Raw genomic sequence first — 21,689 nt, forward strand, 5'->3', positions numbered from 1 at the left:
ATGGGGCATGGGTGCGGGCAGTATGACTCTCAACATTGATGGCAGCGACGCAACCGCCCGTTTTGCGGCGGCGCTCGGCGCGCAGCTGCATCCCGGGGACACCGTGCTGCTGAACGGCCCGGTGGGCGCGGGCAAGACCCATCTTGCCCGGCATCTGATCCAGTCGATCCTGCCGCACCCCGAGGATATCCCCTCGCCGACCTTCACCATCGTACAGACCTACGAGACCACCCGCGGGCCGCTCTGGCATGCCGATCTCTACCGCATCGGAACCGTGGACGAGGTCGAGGAGCTGGGCCTGGCCGATGCCTTCGAGACCGCGATCTGCCTCGTGGAATGGCCGGATCGGCTCGGCGCCCTGCGGCCTGACGGCGCGCTCGAGATCTGGCTCGACGCTGGCGCATCAGACAACGACCGCATTCTGCGCGCCCTCTGGCAGGCGCCGCAGTGGCAAGAGAGGCTGAAGACAGCGGCATGACGGCGCGCGCAGCGGATCTGGCACAGTTCATAGCCCAAGCGGGCTGGTCTGCGGCGGAGCGGGCGCCATTGGCGGGCGATGCCTCGAACCGCCGCTACGAGCGGCTCTGCCTGCCGAATGGTACGCGCGCTGTCCTGATGGACGCCCCTCCGGACAAAGGCGAAGACGTGCGGCCCTTCGTGCAGATTGCCACCTATCTTACCGGTCTCGCGCTGAGCGCCCCGGAGATCTTCGCCCAGGACCCGGCGCGCGGCTTTCTGCTTCTCGAAGATCTTGGAGATGCGCTCTTTGCGCGGGTGCTTGAGACAAAGCCCGAGCTTGAAACCCCGCTCTACGAGGCAGCTACCGACGCGCTGCTGCACCTGCATCGCGCCGAACCGCTTGCGCTGGCACCCTACGATGCGGCGACCATGGCGCCGCTCGCTGCGCTTGCCTTTGACTGGTATCAGTTCGGCATCACGGGCGCAGTGGACGAAGCCGCGCGGGAGCAGTTTCTCGCCGCCATCACGCCGCTTTTGTCGAGGCTCGACGAACAGCCACGCGTGCTGATCCAGCGAGACTATCACGCGGAGAACCTGCTGTGGCTGCCGGATCGGACAGGAGTTGCCCGGGTCGGGCTGCTCGACTTTCAGGACGCGATGCTGGGCCATCCGGCCTATGATCTGGTCTCGGTGCTGCAAGACGCGCGCCGGGATCTTCAGCCCGAAACCGAAGCGCGGATGATCGCGCGCTTTCTCGCGCAGACCCCGCAGCAGGACAGCAGCTTCCGAGAAGCCTACGCGATACTGGGCGCCCAGCGCAATCTGCGCATTCTTGGCGTCTTCGCGCGGCTCTGCCTGCGGGATGGAAAGGCGCACTACGTCGATCTGATTCCCCGCGTCTGGGCGCATATCGAAACCAATCTCGCCCATCCGGCGCTGGCCCCCGTCGCCGCCATCCTTCGCGAGGCGCTGCCAAAACCGACACCGGACGTTCTGACCGCACTGAGGACAAAATGCGCGACCTGCCCGGATCGGTGATGCTCTTTGCAGCGGGCTTCGGGGCGCGAATGCGCCCGCTGACCGACGACCGGCCCAAGCCGCTGGTCGACGTGGCGGGGCGACCGCTGATCGACCACGCGCTCGATCAGATCACCGGCATTCCACCGGAACGCATCGTCGCCAATCTGCACTACCGGCCCGACCAACTGGCCCGGCATCTGGCCGAGCGCGGGGTACAGACCGTGCTGGAGCACCCCGAGATTCTCGACACAGGCGGCGGCCTGCGCAACGCCCTTCCGCAGCTTGGCGCAGGCCCCGTCTTCACCCTCAACACCGACACGATCTGGAAAGGCCCAAGCCCGCTTGATGTGCTGCGCGCTGCCTGGCAGCCGGACATCATGGATGCGCTGCTGATCTGTGTGCCGCTGGCCCAGACGCATGCGTATGCCGGGCAGGGCGACTTCGTTCTGGATGCGGAGAACCGGCTCGGACGGGGGGCGGGGCACGTCTATGGCGGGGCCCAGATCATCCGGACGGACCGGCTGGCCGAGATCCCCGAGGCGGCCTTTTCGCTCAATCGCATCTGGGACCTGATGCACGCCGAGGGCCGACTCTTCGGTGTCCGCTATCCGGGGCGGTGGTGCGATGTCGGCCATCCTGCGGGGATCGCCGCCGCCGAGGCGCTGCTGGCGGACCCGCATGTTTGACGACGACGCGCATCCGCGGGTCTTCGGCGTCGCACCCGGGGTGGATTTTCCGAAAGCCCTGGTCAACGGGCTGATGGCGCGCATGTCGGGCCAGCCGCCCGAGGCCATGGCGCGCGTGCAGCTGATCGTCAACACCCGGCGCATGCAGCGGCGGCTGCGGGCCCTCTTCGAGACGCAGGGCGCGATGCTGCTGCCGCGTCTGCGGCTGATCACCGAGCTCGATGCGCTTGATCCGGGGCTGGCTATCCCGCCACCGCTGCCGCCCTTGCGACGGCGGCTGGAGCTCATTGCCCTTGTCTCGCGCCTGCTGGAGCGCGAAAAGGATCTCGCGCCGCACACCTCGCTCTATGACCTGACGGACAGCCTCGCGGCTTTGATCGACGAGATGCAGGGCGAGGGGGTCAGTGCCGAGCGTATCGCGGCGCTCGACGTGACCGATCAGTCGGGTCACTGGCAGCGTGCGCTTCAGTTCATCCGGATCGCGCAGGCCTATCTCGACCAAAGCGGGACGGCTCCCGATCAGGAAGCCCGGCAACGCCTGCTCGTGATGGCACTGGCCGAGACATGGGCCGCCCATCCGCCTGCGGATCCGGTCCTGATCGCAGGCTCCACCGGATCGCGCGGGACGACCGCGGTGCTGATGCAGGCTGTGGCCGCCCTGCCGCAAGGGGCGCTGATCCTGCCGGGGTTTGACTTCGACATGCCCGCCACGGTCTGGGCGAGGCTCGGCGACGCGCTCCTGTCCGAAGATCACCCGCAGTACCGATTTCACAAGCTTCTGTGTGCGATGGGCCGCGCCTCATCGGATGTGCGCCTCTGGGACAGCCAGCCGCCGCCGTCGGCCGCGCGCAATGCGCTCGTCTCGCTTTCGCTGCGCCCCGCGCCGGTGACCGATGCCTGGCTGACCGAAGGCGCGCGGCTCACCGGCATTGCCGAGGCCACGGCCGATGTCACCCTGCTCGATGCCCCGAGCCCGCGCGACGAGGCGCTGGCCATCGCCCTGCGCCTGCGTCTGGCTGCCGAGCGGGGCGAGACCGCGGCGCTGATCACCCCTGACCGGGTGCTGACCCGCCAGGTCACCGCCGCCCTCGATCAGTGGGACATCCTGCCCGACGATTCCGCAGGCACGCCGCTGCACCTCACGCCCCCGGGGCGGTTCCTGCGGCATGTGGCCCAGCTTTTCGTCCGGCGACTCGATGCCGAGGCGCTGCTGACGCTGCTCAAGCATCCGCTGACCCATAGTGGTGCTGCGCGCGGGCCGCATGTGCTGAACACCCAGCGGCTCGAATTGAGCATCCGCCAACGCGGGCTGCCCTACCCGGATCAGGACGGGCTGCGACGCCTGTTGCAAAACGCCGTCCGCACGCCGGCCGAGCAGGACAGCCTGCTCGCCTGGGCCGATTGGGTCGGCCAGACGTTCACGGGTTTGGACCACAGCGGCGCGCGGCCGCTTGAGCATTGGGTCTCCGATCACATCGCGCTGGCCGAACGCATCGCCGGTGGACCCGACAGCACGGACGCGGGCGAACTATGGCAAAAGAAGGCCGGGCAAGGCGCGCAGCAGGCCATGACCACGCTGGCCGATCAGGCCGCTTTCGGAGCGCCCATGACCGCCTCTGACTATGCCGATCTCATCGGCGCACTCCTCTCTGACGGTGAGGTCCGCGACCGTGACGCGCCGCACCCCGACATCATGATCTGGGGCACGCTGGAGGCGCGGGTGCAGGGGGCCGATCTGGTGATCCTGGCCGGGCTCAACGAAGGCACCTGGCCCGAGGCGCCCGCCCCCGACCCCTGGCTCAACCGGGCGCTGCGCCACCAGGCCGGTCTGCTGTTGCCGGAACGGCGGATTGGCCTCTCGGCCCACGATTACCAGCAGGCCATTGGCGCAAAGGAGGTCTGGCTCACCCGATCCATCCGCTCCGATGACGCCGAAACCGTGGTATCGCGTTGGCTCAACCGGCTGCGCAATCTGCTGGACGGTCTGCACGCGCAGGGCGGGCCCGAGGCACTGGCCGGGATGCTGGCCCGCGGCGACGACTGGCTGGGGCGGGTGCGCGCCTTCGAGGCTGTTGCGCCCGTAGCCCCGGCGCACCGTCCCTCGCCCAAACCGCCCAAAGCCGCCCGGCCGAGCACCCTGTCCGTGACCGACATCAAGCGGCTCATCCGGGACCCTTACGCGATCTACGCGCGCCATGTCCTGCGGCTGAAGGACTTGGGCCCGCTGGTGCAAAGCCCCGATGCGCTGATGCGTGGCACCCTGGCGCATGACATTCTCGAACGGTTTGTCCGGAACACGCAAAGCGACCCCGGAACGCTCACCGCCGATCACCTGATGCAGGTGGCACGGGCGGTCATGCTGGACCACGTTCCGTGGCCGGCCGCGCGCGCGATGTGGCTGGCGCGGATCGAGCGGATCGCACAGTGGTTCGTGGCGCACGAACAGGGGCGGCAGCGCACGGCAACCCCCGTGGCCTTCGAAGATCAGGCCAAGGGGCGGTTGGTCTGGCCCGATATCGGCTTCACCCTGAACGCACGCGCGGACCGGATCGACCGAAACGCCACGGGCGAATTCCTGATTTACGACTACAAGACAGGCAAGCCGCCCACGGCCCGGCAGCAGGCGACCTTTGACAAGCAGCTGCTGATCGAAGCGGCGATGATCGAAGAGGGCGCCTTCACCGAGATCGGAGCGGGGCCGGTTGCCCTCGCGCGGTTCATCGGGCTGGGCGCGGATCCGACAGAAGTCGATGCGCCGCTCGACGCCGAGCCGCCCGCCCGCGTTCTGAGCAACCTGCGCGCGCTGATCGAGGCCTATCTCGATCCCGGTCAGGGCTTCACCTCGCGGCGGATGATGCAGCAGGACGCCAATGCGGGCGACTACGATCAGCTCGCCCGCTTCGGCGAATGGGATGTAACGGACGATCCGCAGCCGGAGGATCTGTCGTGACCCGGCGCGATGAGGCGACCACAGCGCAGGTGCGCGCGGCCCGGCCCGATGCCTCGACCTGGCTCGCAGCAAATGCCGGGTCCGGCAAGACGAGGGTGCTGACCGACCGGGTGGCGCGGCTGTTGCTCGATGGCGTCGAGCCGCAGCACATCCTCTGCCTCACCTACACCAAGGCTGCCGCCTCCGAAATGCAGAACCGTCTGTTCCGCCGTCTCGGCGCCTGGGCGATGCTGCCGGAGGCGCAGCTTCAGCAATCGCTCCGCGAACTTGGTGTCGAGGGCGATATCGACAGTGCTCGGCTGATGGGCGCGCGGACCCTCTTCGCCCGTGCCATCGAGACGCCGGGCGGGCTGAAGATCCAGACGATTCACTCCTTTTGTGCGGCTCTATTAAGGCGATTCCCGCTCGAATCACGGGTGAGCCCCCAGTTCACCGAGATTGAAGACCGGGCCGCCGACCTGCTGCGTGCCGAGGTTGTCGACCAGATGGCCGACGGTGCTGACGCTGCGCTGATCGAGGGGCTGGCGCGGCACTATACAGGCGAAGACTTCAGCAAGCTCACCCGAATGGTCGTGCAGCACCGCGAGGGGTTTGCACAACCGATGACGAGGGCCGATCTTCTCGCGCTCTTCGATCAGCCTGCCGATCTGAGCGAGGCGCAGATTGCACGTAACGTGTTCCATGGCGGCGAAGACGATCTGATCGCGTCGATCCTGCCCGCCATGCGGGACAAGGGTGGCAACGACGGCAAGGCGGCAGAGAGGCTCGCGCTGCTTGGTCCCCTCGGATACGACCAATTGCCCGCGCTGGAGAATATCTTCCTGACCGGAGCTTCCGCGAAAGAGCCCTTCACGGCCAAAGTGGGTCGGTTCCCGACAAAGGCGACACAGGAGGCTTTGAGCGCACAGATGCCCGCCCTCGAAGCCCTGATGCAGCGCGTCGAGGACGCGCGCGACGCCCGGCTCGCCCTCGGCGCTGCCCGCAAGAGCCTCGCCTTGCACCAGTTCGCCGGGCGGTTCATCGCGCTTTATGAAGAACAGAAACTCCTGCGCGGCTGGCTCGACTTCGACGATCTGATCTTCAAGGCGCGCGACCTGCTGACCGATCCCGCCGTCGCCGCCTGGGTGCTCTTCCGGATCGACGGCGGGATCGACCACATCCTCGTCGACGAGGCGCAGGACACAAGCCCGGCGCAGTGGGATGTGATCCGCAAGCTCGCCGCCGAGTTTTCCAGCGGCGAAGGCGCGCGGAAGGAGGTGCTGCGCACGCTCTTTGTCGTCGGGGACAAGAAGCAGTCGATCTACTCCTTTCAGGGTGCCGACCCGCGCGAATTCGACAGGATGCACGCCGAGTTCAAGACCAAGATGCAAGCCGCAGGCCAGCGATTCCAGAGCCTAACACTGGCCTATTCGTTCCGATCCTCGCCCGCGGTCCTGGACGTGGTGGACGCCGCGCTGGCCGAAAAACCCGAAGCGGGCTTTGACGATGAGGCGGCGCACAAGGCCTTCAAGGCCGCCTTGCCAGGACGGGTGGACCTCTGGCCCGTGATCGAACCCCAGGAGGACAGCGACGACCGAAAATGGTTCGAGCCCCTCGACCGGCGCGGCGCGCGACATCACACTGTCATCCTCGCCGAGCAGGTCGCGGATCAGATCCGGCAGATGATCGACGGCGGAGCGACCATCCCCACAGATGCCGATGGCGGCCATGCCAAGCGGCCGGTCACTCCGGGCGACTTTCTCATCCTTGTGCAGCGCCGCTCGCAGCTCTTTGCCGAGATCATCCGCGCCTGCAAGACCCGCGATCTGCCTATTGCCGGGGCGGATCGGCTGAAGGTGGGCGGCGAACTGGCGGTGCGGGATCTGGCCGCGCTGCTGTCCTTTCTGGCCGTCGCTGAGGACAGCCTCTCGCTTGCCACGGCCCTGCGCTCGCCGCTCTTCGGATGGAGCGAGAAGCAGCTTTTCGACCTCGCGCATGGTCGGCAGGAGGAGCACCTGTGGCAAACCCTGCGGGCACAGTCCGAGGCCCACGGCGAAACGCTCGCCGTGCTGAACGATCTGCGGGCCAATGTGGACTTCCTTCGACCCTATGATCTGATCGAGCGGATTCTGACCCGGCACGGCGGGCGCAAACGGCTGTTGGCCCGGCTGGGCCGCGAGGCCGAAGATGGCATCAATGCGCTGCTGTCCCAGGCGCTGGCCTACGAGCGCAACGCGGTGCCCAGCCTGACTGGCTTTCTGGTCTGGATGGAGACGGACGATCTCGAGATCAAACGGCAGGTCGACAATGCCTCCGACCAGGTCCGGGTGATGACCATCCACGGCGCGAAGGGTCTGGAGGCGCCCATCGTCATCCTGCCAGACATGGGCAAGCGCGACATCCAGATCAAGGATGAGATCGTCACAGTGGGGCCTCACCCGCTTTGGAAGACCGCCGCGGTAGAGATGCCCCAGGCAATGGCGCGCCGCGTGGACGAGATGAAGGAGGCACAGTTCGAGGAACGGATGCGCCTGCTCTATGTGGCTCTAACACGGGCGGAAAAGTGGTTGATCGTCGCGGCGGCAGGTGCCTTGTCACCGCGTGACGACAGCCTCTACCAGATCGTCGCCGCAGCGATGGACCGTCTGCCGACCGTCGAGCTTGCGTTTCAGGGGTTGAGTATCCGCCGCCATTCTCATGAAGACTGGGACGCGCTGCCCGATGCTCACGTGGCCGCCCGGGACATCCCGTCACCGCCGCTCGACCCGCTGTTCGCGCGCACAGCGCCGGCACCGGCCCAGCCGGTTGAAACGCTTTCACCCTCCGATCTTGGCGGCACCAAGGCGCTGCCCGGCGAGACCGGTCGCGATGAAGAGGCGGCGAAAGCCTATGGCACGCTCGTGCATCGCTATCTGGAAGTCCTCAGCACCGCAGTACGGGCCAACTGGCCCGACATCGCAGCCGTCGTGCGCACCTCAGACCCAGACGCGCCCGATCATGTGGAGGCTTTCGCCGAAGCGACCGCTGTTCTGAAGGAGTCGCGGCTCGCGATGCTCTTCGCGAAGGATACCTTGGCCGAGGTCCCCATCTCCGCGCCCTGGGGACCCAAGCGCCTGTCCGGTGTGATCGACCGTCTGATCGTGTCGGAGGGCCGCATCCTCGCCGTCGATTTCAAGACCAATCGCGCCGTGCCGCCCTCTGTCGAGACCTGTCCGGTGGGTCTGCTGCGCCAGATGGGGGCCTATGCCCACGCGCTGTCGCTGATTTACCCGAACCACCGGATCGAGACCGGGATCCTCTGGACCCGCACGCAAGCGCTGATGATGCTTCCGCACGAAATCGTGACGCAGGCGTTAGAAAGCGCGCAACATCTTGACGCCGGACCAAGGCCTACCTAGGTTCATCGCCCAAGCATTGCCTGTCAGGAGAGCATCATGGCCACCCTCGCCGTCACCGACGCAACATTCGACGCTGAAGTCAAAAATTCCGACATCCCGGTTGTCGTTGATTTCTGGGCGGAGTGGTGTGGTCCCTGTAAGCAGATCGGTCCCTCGCTCGAAGAGCTGTCGGACGAGATGAACGGCAAGGTCAAGATCGTGAAGGTGAATGTCGACGAGAACCCGAATTCGCCCGCACAAATGGGCGTGCGCGGCATTCCAGCGCTCTTCATCTTCAAGGATGGGCAGGTTGTCTCGAATATGGCGGGCGCCAAGCCCAAGGCCGCGCTGCAGAGCTGGATCGAAGATTCCATCTGACCTCGGACTGACATCGAAATCGGGAGGGCGCCTGCTGTGGGCGCCCTTTGTCGTTTGGCGCATGGGGCTGACCAGCGACCCTTGTAGGCCCCAAAACACCGCGCCATATAGAGCATGTTGCGTTTTGCGCAGATCAAAAATGACCCAAACACGCGTTCGAGCGGAGCGAGAGGCAGCGTTTTTGGGTTCCGGACGAACGCAACCTGCTCTAGAGCAGCACGACACGAGGAGAGCGATATGGCGCAGGATGACTTCCCCGGATGGCACGGGACCACGATCATAGGCGTGAAGAAGGCCGGTGAGATTGTGATCGCAGGCGACGGGCAGGTCTCGCTCGGCCAGACCGTCATCAAGGGAACTGCCCGCAAGGTGCGCCGCCTCAGCCCCGGCGGGTTTGACGTGGTGGCGGGCTTTGCCGGCTCGACCGCCGATGCCTTCACGCTGCTGGAACGGCTGGAAGCCAAGCTCGAAGCCACACCCGGACAACTGGCCCGCGCCAGTGTCGAGCTGGCCAAGGACTGGCGCACCGACAAATACCTGCAAAAGCTCGAAGCGATGCTGATCGTGTCAGACGGGAAAGACCTTCTGGTGATCACCGGGGCAGGTGATGTGCTGGAACCCGAGCACAATGTGGCGGCCATCGGCTCCGGCGGGAACTATGCGCTGGCCGCGGCCCGCGGCATGATGGAGAGCGACCGCTCCGCCGAGCAGGTGGCGCGGGATGCCATGGCCATTGCCGCCGACATCTGCGTCTACACCAATGGAAACCTGACGGTGGAGACGATCTCCGCATGATCGAGCGCGACGATCTTCGCGCCTCCGTCAGCGCCGGTATTCTGACCGAAGCGCAGGCGGCAGCACTTGTCAGCCTCGCGCACAGCCGCAGCGGCGCCCGCGAAAACCTCGCACCCGGCGACGAGCCCTTCGAGCTCTTCCGCGGATTCAACGAGATCTTCATCGTTGTGGGCATGGCCATTCTGGCCATGGGCTGGATCGGCATCGTGACCTACTGGATTGCGGAAGATCCCATCCGCCTGCGCGATATCCTGATCTACGCGAGTCTTGCAGGGGCCGTCGTGCTCTGGGGGTTGTCGGAGTATTTCATTCGCCGCCGCCGCATGGTCGCACCCGCCATCGCGCTCGCCGTGCTTTTCGCCGTGAACGCCGCCTATGGCCTGGCGGGCGCCTTCTCCGAGGTTTTCATGGTGGCGCAAGGTGACAACAGCAGCCTGCCCTTGCCCTTCGCGCTCGCCACCTTCGCGCTGCTGCTCTTCTGGTTTCGGTTTCGCGTCCCCTTTGCGCTGGCGCTGATCGCGCTCGGCGCGTTCGGAGTCGCGATCCTGATCGCGGGCAACAGCAGCGGGTCGCCACAGTCGCTTGACGAGCTGTTCCTGCTCTCCGCCGGCGGCCCCTTCGCCTGGATCACGCTGGCGCTTGGCCTTGTGGTCTTCGGCGTCGCGATGGCATTCGATATGTCCGATCCGCACCGCGTGACGCGCCGCGCAGCCAATGGCTTCTGGCTGCACGTGGTTGCAGCCCCGGCGCTTGTGAACACCATCGCACTCACGTTGCTCGACCGCGAGGAGAGCTGGTCCAACACCGCTTTGATCGCTGTGCTGACCCTCTTTGCGCTTGTGGCGATCATCATCGACCGCCGATCCTTCCTCATTGCCGCCATCGGCTACACCGTGATCCTGACCGCCACGATTTTCGAAGGCGATGGCGCTGTCTTCACCGTGTTCTTCCTCGGTGTCGTGTTGCTCTTTCTCGGCGCGCGGTGGGAGAAGATCCGCGCGCGCCTGCTGGCGCTGCTGCCGGGCTTTGTCCCGCTGCACCGGCTGCCGCCCTCTCATATGACAAAGGCCTGATCCATGACCGACCTGACCCCCCGCGAGATCGTCTCGGAACTCGACCGTTTCATCATCGGGCAGAAGGACGCCAAGCGCGCGGTTGCCGTAGCGCTGCGCAACCGCTGGCGGCGCAAGCAGCTGGGCGATGACCTGCGCGAGGAAGTCTACCCCAAGAACATCCTGATGATCGGGCCCACCGGCGTCGGCAAGACCGAGATCAGCCGCCGCCTGGCCAAGCTGGCCCGCGCGCCCTTCCTCAAGGTGGAGGCGACGAAGTTCACCGAAGTCGGCTATGTGGGCCGCGATGTGGAGCAGATCATCCGCGATCTGGTGGACAGCGCCATTGTCATGACGCGCGAGCATATGCGCGAGGACGTGAAGGCAAATGCGCACCGTGCAGCGGAAGAACGCGTGATCGACGCGATTGCAGGTACGGACGCACGCGAAGGCACGCGCGAGATGTTCCGCAAGAAACTCAAGGCGGGTGATCTCGACGACCAGATGATCGACCTGGAAGTTGCCGACACCTCGAACCCCTTCCCGATGATGGACATTCCGGGCCAGCCGGGGGGTATGAACATGCTGAACCTCGGTGACATCTTCGGCAAAGCGCTGGGGGGGCGAACCACGCGCAAACGGCTCTCGGTGGCGGAAAGCTATGACATTCTGATCGGCGAGGAGGCGGACAAGCTGCTCGACGATGAAACCGTGACCAAAGCCGCCATCGAAGCGGTGGAGCAGAACGGCATCGTCTTCCTGGACGAGATTGACAAGGTGTGCGCCCGCACGGACGCGCGCGGGGGCGATGTGAGCCGCGAGGGCGTGCAGCGCGATCTGCTGCCCCTGATCGAAGGCACCACCGTCAGCACCAAGCACGGGGCCGTGAAGACGGACCATGTGCTCTTCATCGCCTCCGGCGCGTTCCACATCGCCAAACCCTCCGACCTGCTGCCGGAGCTGCAGGGCCGGCTGCCGATCCGGGTGGAACTGCGCGCGCTCACCGAAGAGGACTTCGTGCGCATCCTGACCGAGACGGACAACGCGCTGACGCTGCAATATACCGCGCTCATGGGCACGGAAGAGGTGACCGTGACCTTCGAGCCCGAAGGCATCGCAGCTCTGGCCAAGATCGCCGCAGACGTGAACCAATCCATCGAGAACATCGGCGCGCGGAGGCTTTACACGGTGATGGAACGGGTCTTCGAAGAGCTGTCCTTCAACGCGCCGGACCAGGCGGGCGAGACCGTCACGGTGAACGCCGAGTTTGTCGAGAAAAACCTCGGCGAGCTGACGAAATCCACCGATCTCAGCCGCTACGTGCTTTAGCGCTTCCCTTCCACGCTTTTGCCTGCGACATCAGGCGGATGGGCTACATCCGTTTCCTGATCGACAACCGGCTCTTTCTCCTCGCCGGCTTCTTGCTGTCGTTCACGTCATCCTACGGCCAGACCTTCTTCATCGCGCTTTTTGCCGGTGATGTGATGCGCGACTTCGGCCTGACCGACGGGCAATGGGGCGGGCTATACACGCTCGGCACAACGCTGTCTGCGGTAACGATGATCTGGGCGGGCGTGCTGACCGACCGCTTCCGCATCCGAAACCTGTCCTTATTGGTGATGCTGCTGTTGGCGCTGGCGTGCCTTGCGATGACGCTGAGCCATGGGTGGGTCGTGTTAATGCTCACCATCTACGCGCTGCGGCTGCTTGGGCAGGGCATGATGTCGGAACTTGCGTATATCGCCATGGCGCGCTGGTTTGTGGCAGCACGCGGGCGGGCGATTTCCATCGCGTCCATGGGGTTCGCCGCAGGGCAGGCCGTGTTGCCGATCCTCTTTGTCGCCTTGCTGGCGGTGGTCAGCTGGCGCACATTGTGGATCCTGGCTGCGGTTCTGGTGCTGATGACGATCCCCGTGATTCAGTCGTTGTTGCGGCAGGAGCGGACCCCGCAGTCTCTCGCGGAGAGCAGCACCAGCCTCGGTATGGCAGGGCTGCACTGGACGCGGGTCGACGTGCTGAGGCATCCGCTCTTTTACCTGCTCATCCCGCTGATGGTCGGCCCGCCGGCCTGGGGGACCGCGCTTTTCTTTCAGCTGGTTCATTTGACCGAAGTGAAGGGCTGGAGCCTGGTCGCCTTCGTTTCGCTTATGCCGCTCCTGACGCTGTCGATGATCGCCTTCACCTTCGTCACGGGCTGGGCGGTGGATCGCTTCGGGGTCACACGCGTTCTGCCCTTCCAGCTGCTGCCCTTCGCTTTAGCCTTCGTGGTGCTCGGTCTTGCCGACACCCTCTTGGCCGCCGGTATCGGCCTTGTGATCTTTGGGATCGGCCAGGGCATGCACGGCACGGCGATCACAGCGTTCTGGCCGGTGTTTTACGGCACTCGACACCTCGGGGCGATCAAGGCGGTGGTCGCGGCCTTTGCGGTCTTTGGCTCCGCGATCGGGCCGGGGATCAGCGGTGCGCTGATCGACTATGGCATCATCTTTCCGCAGCAGATGATCCCCTACGCCGCTTTCTATCTTCTCGGCGCTGGGCTGGTGACGCTTGGCATACTGCGCTATCAGCGCGACCTGCCTAACGCTGCCGCCTGAGATAGACGTAATAGGCGCCGCCACCACCGTGGCTGATATGCGCTTCGCTCACCTGCATCACGACCGAGGCAAGCGGCGGAGCGGAGAGCCATTGCGGCACCTGATGGCGCAGCACCCCGTGCCGCACCGGGATCGGCCCGCCCTCATCCCGGTTCTTGCCCTTGCCGGTGATCACCAGCACCAGCCGTTTGCCGGACCCATGCGCGGACAAGATGAATTTCATCAGAACGCCATGGGCGCGGTCGAGCGTCATGCCGTGCAGGTCGATCCGCGCCTCGGGCTTCAGCTTGCCCCGTTTCATCTTCCCGAAGGCTTTGCGATCCATCTGCACCGGTGCCGCTTGCAGCCGGTCGGGCAGCGACGGCGCCAGATCGAAGCTCGTCTTCCGCGGTTCGGGCTTTGCGGGAAAGCTCTTGCGAAGCTTTCCGAACTCCGGAGACGCACGGCGATCTGCCGCCGATTTGGGCTGCGGCGCAAAGGCATTGGGATCGAAGGTGTCACGCCGGTCCAGCGCCGTGGTCCGCTCGGCCACCTTCTGCCAGAGCGCCTTTTCCTCCGCCGACAGTTTGCGACGTGTCACAGCGGGCTGTCCGGCGCCATTGCATAGGCCCGTTGGATCGGTAGCAGAACAATCATGCGGCCCGGATCCTTCAGCCGGCCCGCGGCACGCCCCGCGGCGTCGCCCGTCCCGAAGAAGACATCTGCCCGTTGCGCCCCCTTGATGGCCGAGCCGGTGTCCTGCGCGATCATCAGGCGGCGCAGCGGGTCCTCGCCGTCCTTCTCGATCCAGACCGGAGCGCCGAGCGGCACATGGGCCGGATCCACCGCAATGGTCCGCATCGGCGTGACCGACCGATTCATCGCCCCGAGCGGCCCCTTGTCGGCCGGCACGTCGCTGACCTCACGGAAAAACACATATGACGGGTTGTGAAACAGCAGCTCGCGCCCTGCGGCCGGGTTGCGACGCACCCAGTTCTTGATCACGTCGGCGCTGACCTGATGCGGCTCATAGGTGCCGCGGCGGACCAGCTCCATCCCGATGGACCGATAGGTGTGGCCGTTTGCGCCGGCATACCCGACCCGCAGCTTGTCGCCATCGGCGAGGTTGACCCGACCAGAGCCCTGCACCTGAAGAAAGAACAGCTCGACCGGGTCATCGACCCATGCAATCTCAAGCCCGCGGCCTTCCAGCACGCCGCCGTCGACGATCTGCCGCCGCGAATACCACAGATCGGTCCCTTTCGCCTCGGGCGGCATCGCGTAGAGCGGGTAGCGGAAGCGGGCACTGCGCTGGCGCGCACCATCGAGTTCCGGCTCGAAGTACCCGGTGAAGAGCGCGGGCGTTCCGTCCTCGATCAGCACGGGCCGGAAGAACAGCTCGAAAAAGGCCTTGGGATCGGGCTCGGAAGTGGCATAGGCGCACATCGTCTGCCAATCCGGATCGTCCATATCGAGACAGGTGTTGCGAAAGGTCTCGAAGGCGGCAGCGTGATCGTCCTGCGCCCATCCGTCGAGATCGTCGAAGGACAGGACGCTGATTTGCGTCTCGCTCTCAGCGGGGCCGGGCAAGTTCAGAAATCCGGCCAGAAGGGCCGCCGTAACGGTTGGCCTCACGCGTCTGTCGAAACAAGCAGCCAATTCGGATCGTCCGATCCCATTGTCCGGGCAAACGACCAGGTGTCCTTCTGGCGCTTGATCTCTTTGGCGCTGCCGTCGATCACTTCGCCGTCGGCATTGCGCACCACCGAGGTCAGCTCAGCCACGAAGCGGATCGTCAGCTCGGCCTCTTGCGTATCGTCATCGAAGGTGGCCTCGACCAGCTTCAACTCGCGCACGCCGATGAAGTTCGATTCCACCGTCAGGCCCTGATCTTCCCGCGCGGCAATGCCATCGACGAAAGATTCGTAGATATCTTCGGCGAGGAAGGGCTGGATGTCGGACAACTCGCCCTTCTCATAGCCCATCACGATCATCTCATAAGCGCTGCGCGCACCGCCCAGGAATTCGGTCACATTGAACGACGGCTCCACCCGCTTCATCGCGGCAAGCGCCTCGGCGGCGCTGCTGCCTTCGTCCACGTGATCCACGATATCGAGATCGGGGCCACCGTCGATCACCTCGAACTCGGGGCCGGAACGGCCACGCGCCTGTGGTTTGGGCAGTGGTGGCTGCTCGAATCCATCCCGCGTCCCGAGCACGTTCTTAAGGCGCAGGATCAGGAAAACAGCGATGCCAGCCAGCACCAAAAGCTGTATCAGGGGCGAATTCATAGGAACCTCATGCCGGGTGAGTCATGGAAACAGGCGTTCATCTCTCTTATGTAGGGGGAGGGTCTGCGCAAGTCCACTCTGCGGCCTCGGAAAGGAAGCTTCAAAATGTGGCTGTTCATTGCATTTCTGGCTGTGCCACTGATCGAGATCGCCCTCTTCATCCAGATCGGCGGTGCAATCGGGCTTGGATGGACGCTGGTGACCGTCGTTCTGACGGCCATCGCGGGCACCTGGCTGGTCCGCAACCAGGGCCTTCTGGCGATGAGCGAGCTGAAGTCGTCCTTTTCCGATCTGCGCGATCCAACCGAGCCGCTGGTCCACGGCGCGATGATCCTGTTTTCGGGGGCCTTGCTTCTGACGCCTGGGTTCTTCACCGATGCAATCGGGTTTCTGCTGCTGATCCCGGCGGTGCGGATTGCGGTGTTCAAGGCCGTGCGGGCGCGCGTCACCGTCCAGACCTTCCAGAGCGGGCCGCCCCCGCGGAGACCCCATCCGCGCGATGATATCATCGACGGAGACTACACCGAGGTTCCGCCCGAGCGCGACCGCATCAGGCGCCCCTCCAAGTGGACCGACCATTGAGAACCCCAAGCCAAGCTGGTAAGGCTCGCCCGATTTCATATTGACGGTAGGAGACACCGATGGCAGACGCCGAAGCACAACAACAAGGACCGCAAATGCGGGTCCTTGGCCAGTTCATTCGAGACATGTCGTTCGAAAACATCATGGCGCAAAAGGGTGCGCCGGCCGATGTGACACCTGACGTTCAGGTGCAGGTCAATCTGGACGCGAAGAAGCGTAGCACCGAGGGGCAGTATGAAACCTCGATCAAGCTGAACGTCACCTCCAAGGCCAAGGACGGGGATGCGACGCTCTTCGTGCTCGAGATTGACTATGCGGGGATCTTCCACATCGACAACGTTCCGGAAGAGCAGCTGCATCCCTTCCTGTTGATCGAATGCCCGCGGATGATCTTCCCCTTCCTGCGGCGGATCGTCAGCGACGTCACCCGCGACGGCGGCTTCCCGCCGCTGAACCTCGAAAATATCGACTTCCTTGCGCTCTATCGCAACGAGATCGCACGCCGTCAGGCGGAAGACGCGCCCAAGATGGACGCCTGAGCGTCAGGACTTGAGCCAAAGCGCATCGTCGCCCAGTGTCGCCACAAAGGCAGCATGGGCGGCGGCTTCCTTCTCGGACAGCCTGGATTTCAGCGGGGTGGGCCGCGGGCGCGGCACCCAGGCCTCGCCGCTGCCGTCGGTGCCATCCTGCACCGTGGTCGACAGGCCGAAGTCCGGCTGACGACCGCCGATCAGCTCCAGATAGACCTCGGCGAGGATTTCGCTGTCGAGCAGGGCGCCGTGCAGCGTCCGCTCTGAATTGTCGATGCCAAACCGTCGGCAGAGCGCATCAAGCGAGGCAGGCGAGCCCGGAAACCGCTTGCGGGCAATCTCCAATGTATCGATGGCCTGCTCCCAGGGGATTTGCGGCAGACCCATCCATTTCAGTTCGGCATTCAGGAACTTGATGTCGAAGGCCGCGTTATGGATCACCAGCTTCGCATCCCCGATGAACTCAAGAAACGCGTTGCCGATTTCGGCAAACTTCGGTTTGTCCTTCAGGAAGTCATCGCCGAGACCGTGCACCTGGAATGCCTCTTCCGGCATGCTGCGTTCGGGATTGATGTACTGATGATAGGTCTTGCCCGTCGCCACGTGACGCAACAGCTCCACCGCGCCGATCTCGACGATCCGGTCGCCTGTCTCGGGGTCGAATCCTGTCGTTTCGGTGTCGAGCACGACTTCACGCATGGCTCAGCTTCTCCCTGATCTGCCTGACCACATCCTGAACCTGCGCACGGGCATGTTCAACCGTATCCGTGACGATCACGAAATCGGACCGTGCGCATTTCTCGTCATTGGGCATCTGGTTGGCCCGGATCTTGTCAAACTCGGCGCGGGTCATCGTGCCGCGTGCCAGAACCCTCTGCTCCTGGATCTCGGGCGGCACCGACACACAGACCACTGCATCCATCTCGCGCTCGCCCCCTGTCTCGAAGAGCAGCGGGATGTCGAAGACAATGATCTCCGCCTGCGTCTGATCGGTGAATGTACCGCGGTCCTGAACGACGAGGGGATGCACGATTTGCTCGATGGTCTTCAGAGCAGTGTCGTCTGCGGCGATGCGTTCGCGCAGAGCGGCCCGCGAAATCGCTCCCTCTTCGACCGCTTCGGGGAATACGGCGCCGAGCGGGGTCACCGCCAGCCCGCCCTTGCTATAGAGCCGATGCACCGCCGCGTCTGCATCCCAAAGCGCGCAGCCTTCGTCGACGAACATCTGCGCCGTGGTCGATTTGCCCATGCCAATCGACCCGGTCAGACCCAGTCGGAACATCAGCGCAGCACCGCGGCGCGGGTTTCGGCATCGACATCCGGCCGGGGCCCGAACCACCGTTCGAATCCGGGCACGGCCTGGTGCAACAGCATGCCCAAACCATCGACAGTCACGCAGCCACGCTCTTCCGCCACCTCCAGAAGCCTTGTTTTCAAGGGCGTATAGACCAGGTCGGTCACCACCGCGGTCTTCTGAAGCCCGTCGAGCGGCACGCGCATCTCAGGCTTGCCCACCATCCCGAGCGAAGAGGTGTTTACGACCAGCTGCGCGTCTTCCAGCATGTTGCCGGCCTGCACCCAGTCGACCACGGTGATCCGGTTGCCGAAATCCGCCTGGAGCTTCTCGGCCCGCACGCGGGTCCGGTTCGCCACCATGATTTCGGGCACACCAGCTTCGAGAAGCGAGGCCAGCACAGCGCGGGCGGCGCCGCCTGCACCAATGACCGCGGCAGGACCGCTCTGCGGTGTCCAGTCCGGGGCGCCCGACTTCAGGTTCTCGACAAAACCATACCCATCCGTATTGTCCGCATGGATCTTGCCATCAGCCCGGAAAATCAACGTGTTTGCCGCGCCGATCAAGGTGGCCCGGTCGGTCACGAGATCGGCAATTTCCAGCACCGCCTCCTTATGGGGTATCGTGATGTTGACTCCGACGAACCCCGCCTTGGGCAGGGTCATCAGCACGTCACGCAGATCGCGCGCATTGACGTCCATCGGAACATAAAAGCCCTGTACGCCATATCTCACCAGCCAATGCCGATGCAGGAGGGGCGATTTCGAATGCGCGATGGGCGATCCGATCACCCCTGCAAGCGGGATTTTTTCCGGCGACAGCTCGGGCGCACTCATTGTTCCAGATCTCCCCGTAAGGTCAGATAGGCCAGAAGCTCCAGCAGCGGCAGGCCCAGCACGTTGAAGTAATCCCCTTCGATGCGGGTGAACAGCCGCACGCCTTCCTCCTCCAGCTTGTAGGCGCCAACCGCATGTTGGATCCCCGCCCAGTTCCGCGCAACGTAGCTTGCGATGTAACTGTCGGACGCGTTCCGCATGTGCAGACGAACCTGCCCCACATGCCGCCAGATGGGCTTTCCGGCCTCGCAGATCACGGCGGCGGAAAGCAGCATGTGCCGATCGTTGCGCAAGGCTTTCAGTTGTGTCTCCGCCTCTTCGGGAGAGCTAGGCTTGGAGAGCAGCGCACCCCGATGATCGAGCACCTGATCACAGCCCAGAACGAGCGCCTCCGGATGCTTTTCACTCACCTTCCGGGCTTTCAATTCGGCAAGCGCGTCAGCAATATCACGGGGCGGGGCCACTTCGGCCAGCATGGCGTCGCGGACCATCTCTTCGTCGACACGCGCCGGCGCAACCGTGAAATCGACCGCCGCCTGACGCAAAAGCTGCGCACGGATCTCGGAGGACGACGCCAGAATGATCGGCTGGGCCATGTGGGTAAGCCTGTGAATACGGTTAAGGATTTCTTAATATGTTCTTCTGGGGAAATTGGCCGGATCGCGCAAGAGGAACAAATCTCATGGGCAAGTCTCGGCCCCGCCTGCGCTTCCCCCCTGGGAGGAAGGATAACCCGAGGCCTGTGCATAAGGCCCATTGATGAGATCTGCACACAAGGTTATCCCGGAGCGAAATTGGTCAACGCGCACCGACCCATCTGATAATCAAGGCGTTTCTCCCGACGTGAAAAGATATCCGTTTCCGGTCTGGCGGTTTTCCCCAAGCGGATAAGCCGAGGTACAAACGCCTAATCCACAGAAAGCGCTGCCCCTACAATATCATCATCCTTTTCTCTTTCTTTATTAATGAATAAGAGAGGCCGACGGATCGGAGCGTTTCAATGTCAGACCTGCTCATCGTGGCATATCCCTGGATCAAGGCGTTTCACATCATGGCGGTGATTGCCTGGATGGCCGGATTGTTCTACCTGCCACGGCTCTTCGTTTATCACGCAGAGCAGGTCGGACAAAGCGGCGAGACGCATGCGCTCTTTCAAACCATGGAGCTCAAGCTGCTTCGCGTGATCATGAACCCCGCCATGATCGCGACATGGGTTTTTGGGCTTTGTCTGGTCTTCACGCCAGGCATTGTGAGCTGGGCCGAGATCTGGCCCTGGACGAAAGCGGCCGGTGTTCTGGGAATGACCTGGTTTCACCATTGGCTGGGGCTGCGGCGCAAGGATTTCGTCGCCGCCACGAACGCGCGGTCGGGCCGACACTATCGCTTAATGAACGAGGTGCCGACGCTGCTCATGGTGCTGATCGTTCTATCCGTGGTCGTGCGCTTCTGAATCAATTGACTTGCGTGAGGCACCTGCTTATGTACGGCGCACCGCCCCGTCCGGGGATGGCGCAGACCTGACATCACCATTTGCAAGACAGCCACGGACAGCCGCGGCTGATCACGGGTATTTCCATGACCACAGATATGACCGACACGCCGACAGTCCCCGATACGCTGGAGACGTTGAACCTCGCCGACCTGAAGCGGAAAAGCCCGAAGGATCTTCTGTCGATGGCCGAAGATCTGGAGATCGAGAACGCCTCGACCATGCGCAAGGGCGAGATGATGTTCCAGATCCTGCGCGAGCGCGCGGATGAAGGCTGGGAGATCTCCGGCGACGGCGTGCTCGAAGTTCTTCAGGACGGATTCGGCTTTCTGCGCTCGCCCGAGGCAAACTATCTGCCCGGCCCAGATGACATCTACGTTTCGCCCGAGATGATCCGAAAGTATTCGCTGCGCACGGGCGATACGATCGAAGGTGTGATCAAGGCGCCCGATGACAACGAGCGTTACTTCGGCTTGCTGGATGTCACGCAGATCAACTTCGAGGACCCGGAAAAAGCCCGCCACAAGGTGGCTTTCGAGAACCTGACGCCGCTTTATCCGGATGAACGTCTGACGATGGAAACGGACGATCCCACGGCGAAGGATCGCTCAGCGCGGATCATTGATCTGGTGGCGCCCATCGGGAAAGGCCAGCGCTCGCTCATCGTTGCACCGCCGCGGACCGGCAAGACCGTTCTGCTGCAGAACATCGCCAACTCCATCGAGCGCAATCACCCGGAATGCTATCTGATCGTGCTTCTGATCGACGAGCGGCCCGAAGAGGTGACGGACATGCAGCGCTCGGTCAAGGGCGAGGTGGTGTCATCGACCTTTGACGAACCGGCCACCCGGCACGTCGCCGTGTCTGACATGGTGATCGAAAAGGCCAAGCGGCTCGTCGAGCACAAACGTGACGTGGTGATCCTGCTCGATTCGATCACGCGTCTGGGCCGCGCCTTCAACACTGTGGTGCCGTCGTCGGGCAAGGTCCTGACCGGCGGTGTCGATGCGAACGCCTTGCAGCGGCCCAAGCGCTTCTTCGGGGCCGCGCGGAATATCGAGGAGGGCGGCTCGCTCACGATCATCGCAACCGCCCTGATCGATACCGGCAGCCGGATGGATGAGGTGATCTTCGAAGAATTCAAAGGCACCGGTAATTCCGAGATCGTGCTCGACCGCAAGATCGCGGACAAGCGGGTCTTCCCGGCGATGGACATCCTCAAATCCGGCACAAGAAAAGAAGACCTGCTGGTGGACAAGGTCGATCTGCAAAAGACATTCGTTCTGCGACGGATTCTGAATCCGATGGGGACGACGGACGCCATCGAGTTCCTGATTTCCAAGCTGAAGCAGACAAAGACCAACTCAGACTTCTTCGATTCGATGAACACATAACTTA

Annotated in this window: 21 protein-coding genes; 14 read left to right on the forward strand and 7 right to left on the reverse strand. The window is 63.9% G+C overall.

Translation table 11 applies throughout. From position 1 onward, the window contains the following. The first annotated feature begins 22 nt into the window (after positions 1 to 22). The 10 genes from tsaE (at position 23) to MUB52_RS01040 (ending at position 13,290) form a co-directional block, all read left to right on the forward strand. Complete coding sequence (gene tsaE / locus MUB52_RS00995) at positions 23 to 478, forward strand: tRNA (adenosine(37)-N6)-threonylcarbamoyltransferase complex ATPase subunit type 1 TsaE (protein WP_263842317.1); 456 nt, start codon at positions 23 to 25, stop codon at positions 476 to 478. Beyond that, a complete protein-coding gene (locus tag MUB52_RS01000; protein ID WP_263842318.1) occupies positions 475 to 1,497 on the forward strand; it encodes an aminoglycoside phosphotransferase family protein in 1,023 nt (340 codons plus the stop codon). Before tsaE ends, MUB52_RS01000 begins: the two co-directional genes overlap by 4 nt. After that, positions 1,473 to 2,165 (forward strand): nucleotidyltransferase family protein, encoded by a 693-nt coding sequence (locus MUB52_RS01005; RefSeq protein WP_263842319.1) that lies wholly within the window; start codon positions 1,473 to 1,475, stop codon positions 2,163 to 2,165. Before MUB52_RS01000 ends, MUB52_RS01005 begins: the two co-directional genes overlap by 25 nt. Beyond that, positions 2,158 to 5,115: a double-strand break repair protein AddB gene (gene addB / locus MUB52_RS01010; RefSeq protein WP_263842320.1), complete on the forward strand. Its 2,958-nt coding sequence runs from the start codon at positions 2,158 to 2,160 to the stop codon at positions 5,113 to 5,115. The genes MUB52_RS01005 and addB overlap by 8 nt, the downstream gene beginning before the upstream one ends. Further along, positions 5,112 to 8,492, forward strand: coding sequence for a double-strand break repair helicase AddA (addA, locus tag MUB52_RS01015; protein WP_263842321.1), 3,381 nt, complete (start codon positions 5,112 to 5,114; stop codon positions 8,490 to 8,492). Before addB ends, addA begins: the two co-directional genes overlap by 4 nt. Before the next feature lie 36 nt (positions 8,493 to 8,528). Continuing rightward, a complete protein-coding gene (gene trxA / locus MUB52_RS01020) occupies positions 8,529 to 8,849 on the forward strand; it encodes a thioredoxin (RefSeq protein WP_263842322.1) in 321 nt (106 codons plus the stop codon). 237 nt (positions 8,850 to 9,086) lie between these two features. Next, complete coding sequence (hslV, locus tag MUB52_RS01025) at positions 9,087 to 9,644, forward strand: ATP-dependent protease subunit HslV (protein ID WP_263842323.1); 558 nt, start codon at positions 9,087 to 9,089, stop codon at positions 9,642 to 9,644. After that, positions 9,641 to 10,717: a DUF2339 domain-containing protein gene (locus MUB52_RS01030; protein WP_263842324.1), complete on the forward strand. Its 1,077-nt coding sequence runs from the start codon at positions 9,641 to 9,643 to the stop codon at positions 10,715 to 10,717. The genes hslV and MUB52_RS01030 overlap by 4 nt, the downstream gene beginning before the upstream one ends. 3 nt (positions 10,718 to 10,720) lie before the next feature. Further along, positions 10,721 to 12,025: an ATP-dependent protease ATPase subunit HslU gene (gene hslU / locus MUB52_RS01035; protein ID WP_263842325.1), complete on the forward strand. Its 1,305-nt coding sequence runs from the start codon at positions 10,721 to 10,723 to the stop codon at positions 12,023 to 12,025. Positions 12,026 to 12,063: 38 nt separating this feature from the next. Continuing rightward, positions 12,064 to 13,290, forward strand: a complete 1,227-nt coding sequence (locus tag MUB52_RS01040) for an MFS transporter (protein WP_263842326.1) — start codon at positions 12,064 to 12,066, stop codon at positions 13,288 to 13,290. On the opposite strand, the gene MUB52_RS01045 is transcribed toward MUB52_RS01040, so the two are convergent. The 3 genes from MUB52_RS01045 to MUB52_RS01055 are packed head-to-tail and all read right to left on the reverse strand — an operon-like array spanning position 13,274 to position 15,560. After that, positions 13,274 to 13,870, reverse strand: a complete 597-nt coding sequence (locus tag MUB52_RS01045; protein WP_263842327.1) for a Smr/MutS family protein — start codon at positions 13,868 to 13,870, stop codon at positions 13,274 to 13,276. The two genes, MUB52_RS01040 and MUB52_RS01045, sit on opposite strands and share 17 nt — an antisense overlap. Continuing rightward, positions 13,867 to 14,859: a murein transglycosylase A gene (gene mltA / locus MUB52_RS01050; RefSeq protein WP_263842665.1), complete on the reverse strand. Its 993-nt coding sequence runs from the start codon at positions 14,857 to 14,859 to the stop codon at positions 13,867 to 13,869. The genes MUB52_RS01045 and mltA overlap by 4 nt, the downstream gene beginning before the upstream one ends. A 41-nt stretch (positions 14,860 to 14,900) precedes the next feature. Further along, complete coding sequence (locus tag MUB52_RS01055) at positions 14,901 to 15,560, reverse strand: Tim44/TimA family putative adaptor protein (protein WP_263842328.1); 660 nt, start codon at positions 15,558 to 15,560, stop codon at positions 14,901 to 14,903. 105 nt (positions 15,561 to 15,665) lie between these two features. Between MUB52_RS01055 and MUB52_RS01060 the strand changes: the two genes are divergently transcribed. Together MUB52_RS01060 and secB are read left to right on the forward strand one after the other, a co-directional pair. Continuing rightward, entirely contained in the window at positions 15,666 to 16,142 is a 477-nt protein-coding gene (locus MUB52_RS01060; RefSeq protein WP_263842329.1) for an FxsA family protein, read from the forward strand. A gap of 59 nt (positions 16,143 to 16,201) precedes the next feature. Then, positions 16,202 to 16,681 carry a protein-export chaperone SecB gene (gene secB / locus MUB52_RS01065; RefSeq protein ID WP_263842330.1) on the forward strand — a complete coding sequence of 160 codons (480 nt, stop codon included), beginning with the start codon at positions 16,202 to 16,204 and terminating at the stop codon, positions 16,679 to 16,681. 3 nt (positions 16,682 to 16,684) lie between these two features. Here the strand turns inward: secB and dnaQ are convergent, their stop codons facing one another. The 4 genes from dnaQ to MUB52_RS01085 are packed head-to-tail and all read right to left on the reverse strand — an operon-like array spanning position 16,685 to position 19,398. Further along, positions 16,685 to 17,371: a DNA polymerase III subunit epsilon gene (gene dnaQ / locus MUB52_RS01070; RefSeq protein WP_263842331.1), complete on the reverse strand. Its 687-nt coding sequence runs from the start codon at positions 17,369 to 17,371 to the stop codon at positions 16,685 to 16,687. Then, the gene (gene coaE / locus MUB52_RS01075) at positions 17,364 to 17,954 is read right to left on the reverse strand and encodes a dephospho-CoA kinase (protein ID WP_404818160.1); all 591 of its coding nucleotides are present in this window, start codon (positions 17,952 to 17,954) and stop codon (positions 17,364 to 17,366) included. The genes dnaQ and coaE overlap by 8 nt, the downstream gene beginning before the upstream one ends. Next, on the reverse strand, positions 17,954 to 18,787 hold the full coding sequence (locus MUB52_RS01080; protein WP_263842667.1) for a shikimate dehydrogenase: 834 nt from the start codon (positions 18,785 to 18,787) through the stop codon (positions 17,954 to 17,956). The genes coaE and MUB52_RS01080 overlap by 1 nt, the downstream gene beginning before the upstream one ends. Before the next feature lie 11 nt (positions 18,788 to 18,798). Next, positions 18,799 to 19,398 carry a Maf family protein gene (locus tag MUB52_RS01085; protein WP_263842332.1) on the reverse strand — a complete coding sequence of 200 codons (600 nt, stop codon included), beginning with the start codon at positions 19,396 to 19,398 and terminating at the stop codon, positions 18,799 to 18,801. 404 nt (positions 19,399 to 19,802) lie between these two features. Between MUB52_RS01085 and hemJ the strand changes: the two genes are divergently transcribed. Next, positions 19,803 to 20,252, forward strand: a complete 450-nt coding sequence (gene hemJ / locus MUB52_RS01090) for a protoporphyrinogen oxidase HemJ (protein WP_263842333.1) — start codon at positions 19,803 to 19,805, stop codon at positions 20,250 to 20,252. Positions 20,253 to 20,377: 125 nt separating this feature from the next. Beyond that, complete coding sequence (gene rho, locus MUB52_RS01095) at positions 20,378 to 21,685, forward strand: transcription termination factor Rho (RefSeq protein ID WP_263842334.1); 1,308 nt, start codon at positions 20,378 to 20,380, stop codon at positions 21,683 to 21,685. Positions 21,686 to 21,689 lie beyond the last annotated feature (4 nt).

Source organism: Roseobacter sinensis (assembly GCF_025755255.1).
Classification (GTDB): Bacteria; Pseudomonadota; Alphaproteobacteria; order Rhodobacterales; family Rhodobacteraceae; genus Roseobacter; species Roseobacter sinensis.